Origin of the sequence: Microcystis sp. M53602_WE12 (assembly GCF_030065455.1) — a bacterium.
Classification (GTDB): Bacteria; Cyanobacteriota; Cyanobacteriia; order Cyanobacteriales; family Microcystaceae; genus Microcystis; species Microcystis aeruginosa.
Map to the genome: position 1 here is coordinate 1 of NZ_JASJFB010000474.1, position 2,515 is coordinate 2,515.

Sequence of the window (2,515 nt, forward strand, 5' to 3'; positions counted from 1 at the left end):
ACGTGCGGGAGTTAAGTTCAAAGATGCGGATTTAATTGGGATTCCCTATCGCATTGTCACGGGTAAATCTCTCAAATCGGGTAAGGTGGAATTAGTCGAAAGAGCCAGTAAAAAAGCGTCAGAAGTAGCAATTAATGAGGTGGTTTCCTATTTAAAAACTGCTATTTCAAAGGTAAATGCTTCTGATTAAGTGATTAAATATACAGATAATTTGCTTAATTTCTTGAAAAACTTCTAAAAAAGGAGCTTTTGAGATTACTATATTATCTTTATGTCGATTTCTCTCAAAGCAAGTCTCAATCAACAAATTCAATCTCCTTAATGATGGCGATTTTTTGCTGTATTTTCTCAAGCATATAGTACTGACGACCGACTCCTGACTACCGGCTCCTAACCCCACCAACAAACTTTTTCAGCAGACCCTAATTAAGACTTGATCCAGTGGAATATGAGTCAGAAAAAATGTTTCTCCTTCCGAATCTCGCAAAGCTTCTAGATAGGCATCAATTCCTCGCGGTTGGGGACAATTTTCAACATCTGCCAAATGCAAAGCCAAAGCCGATCGCATTTGCTCCGTTGTTTCTTCTAAAGTCGCCCCTGTTGGTACACACCCTACTACATCGGGTGAATAAGCGGAAAATCCCGTTTCACTTTTTTCGAGAACAATTAGATAGGGCTTGCTGAAAAAGTTTTTCCTGGGGGCAGGGTGTGGGGTGTGGGGTGTGGGGTGTGGGGTTTTATCGATTTTCAGGTGGTCAACTACCTAATTTTCAGGGAAAAAGTACCTGAATTTTCCCCCCAATCACTCCAATGGTCGGCACTTTTTGAGGGAAAAAAAGTCTAAAAACCTTATCCAACAAGGTTTTTAGATTTATTCAGCAAACCCTAAATAATCTAGAGACGTTATCAGCAACGTCTCTAGTAGTTTTTGCCCTTGTTTACGTCGGGGTTTCTCGTTCTAGATTTTTGTAAATTTTTGTAAATTTAACTTGTTTTAAAACACTTTGTCTGGTAGCGATTATCCAAAGAAAAATAGATGAAAGAGGCAAATCGTCAAGAGAATAATCTTGTTTGCTGCCTGATCCCGGTCAATGATAAATTTTAAAATACCTAGTCTTTTACATTTTCCCAACTCTCGGAGTGATCCCCGATGTTAAAAAATCTCTTTGGTGGCAAAAAATCTGACTTTTACCTAGAACTAAAAGAAACCGATGGTGAACAAAAAGCGACAGCAACCACGGCAGCAGCCGCGCCTGTTGTGGAAGCGCCTGCCCCTGCTGTGGAGTCTGCTGCCGCCCCCGTAGCCGAGAAAAAAGCGAAAAAAACTTCTGTTAAGAAAGAAAAGCAAGCAAAAGAAACTCCCGCCGCTCCTGTGAGCGCACCGGCCCCCGTAGCCCCCACTAACGGTAAAGTAGAGCCACAAGAAGTGGAATTTGCGACAAAATACTTGATTACTCCTAGTCTGTCTCGCCGTCGCCCTGGTCCAAGTTTGAATGGTTTCAAAGACATGGCGCGCAAAGCGAAGCTACCTGCTAACCGCGGCTAAATCCCCCCCGGATTGCTTTCTCAAAAAAAAAAGGAGAGCTTTCTTTGACTCTCCTTTTTCATCAGGGTGCATCTACTGACTCAAGTTTAGCAGAGAGTCTTTTTAGGGTTGGTTATTTAGGTTACTCCCTAGAGTATTTTGGCGATAATTATTGCCTGTCTTCTTGGGCAATTTTTAAAACCTAGAACTAGGTTGACTGGTGGACGGGTGCAAAACTAGCATTCATAAGTAGGGAGGCAGAATTATGTGTAGGATGGGTTAGCGGTAGCGTAAACTATGCGGGCGTTGGGTTTCATGCTTCAACCCAACCTACGTTCTGGTGGACGGGTGCAAAATCAGCATTCATATTCTTGATTCGGCAACGCCATTAGGGATTAACTTTCGCCGCTCGGATTAGCCAACCGATTACCCCACCCGTAACACCACTGAGGATCGAACTGAGCGAAGCGGTGATCACCACTACTCCGATCTGTTTCCAGTTTTTCAGTTCCCCGACTTTTTCGGCGAGATCGGTGGTTTTCCCCGCCGCGTTCTCTATAACTTTAACTCGATTGCTTAAACCCTCTATCTTCGCGTCTAGGGTTCGGATATCGCCTTTAATTTCCGACTGCCCTAACTCTAAATTCTTCTGTCCGTTTTCCAGGTTGGTTAGTCGGTTTTCCAAGGTGGTTAGTCGGTTTTCGATCGCCTTTTGTCCGTTGGCAATACCGATGATTAAATCCTCTAATCTTTTTAAATCTTTTTCAGTTGCGGCTGTCATCAGTTAAACTCCTCTTAGTTGAATTTTTCTTGCCCCGATTCGATACTTTATTGATTGCGGATAACTTTCTCATCGGAAATTTTGGGTCTGAAACCCCGCCGTTCTAGGTTGGCTTTACGTTAGAATTAAAAGGCCAGTCTCGAAAACCAAGTGGACGGCGCAGCACCTTGAAAACTCGGCTTAGGGGGTTCCGACCAGAAAAGCTTGGC

Annotated in this window: 5 protein-coding genes; 3 read left to right on the forward strand and 2 right to left on the reverse strand. The window is 43.3% G+C overall.

Annotated elements, in window-relative coordinates; all coding sequences use genetic code 11:
• Positions 1-190, forward strand: a 190-nt coding sequence (locus PX482_RS15795; RefSeq protein ID WP_288122664.1) for a His/Gly/Thr/Pro-type tRNA ligase C-terminal domain-containing protein, incomplete at its 5' end; no start/stop codon positions are given.
• A gap of 222 nt (positions 191-412) precedes the next feature.
• Here the strand turns inward: PX482_RS15795 and PX482_RS15800 are convergent.
• Positions 413-751: a type II toxin-antitoxin system HicB family antitoxin gene (locus PX482_RS15800; RefSeq protein WP_353852429.1), complete on the reverse strand. Its 339-nt coding sequence runs from the start codon at positions 749-751 to the stop codon at positions 413-415.
• A 399-nt stretch (positions 752-1,150) separates the two neighbouring features.
• Between PX482_RS15800 and PX482_RS15805 the strand changes: the two genes are divergently transcribed.
• Together PX482_RS15805 and PX482_RS15810 are read left to right on the forward strand one after the other, a co-directional pair.
• The gene (locus PX482_RS15805) at positions 1,151-1,546 is read left to right on the forward strand and encodes a hypothetical protein (RefSeq protein WP_002758946.1); all 396 of its coding nucleotides are present in this window, start codon (positions 1,151-1,153) and stop codon (positions 1,544-1,546) included.
• Positions 1,547-1,590: 44 nt separating this feature from the next.
• Positions 1,591-1,731, forward strand: coding sequence for a hypothetical protein (locus PX482_RS15810; protein WP_288122665.1), 141 nt, complete (start codon positions 1,591-1,593; stop codon positions 1,729-1,731).
• Positions 1,732-1,913: 182 nt separating this feature from the next.
• Here PX482_RS15810 and PX482_RS15815 read toward each other — a convergent pair whose 3' ends face one another.
• A complete protein-coding gene (locus PX482_RS15815; RefSeq protein ID WP_002758947.1) occupies positions 1,914-2,306 on the reverse strand; it encodes a hypothetical protein in 393 nt (130 codons plus the stop codon).
• Positions 2,307-2,515: the final 209 nt, after the last annotated feature.

Bases quoted from the DNA above. Each gene is read 5' to 3' on its own strand.
- PX482_RS15815 (WP_002758947.1), bottom strand. From the start codon at position 2,306: ATGACAGCCGCAACTGAAAAAGATTTAAAAAGATTAGAGGATTTAATC.
- PX482_RS15805 (WP_002758946.1), top strand. From the start codon at position 1,151: ATGTTAAAAAATCTCTTTGGTGGCAAAAAATCTGACTTTTACCTAGAA.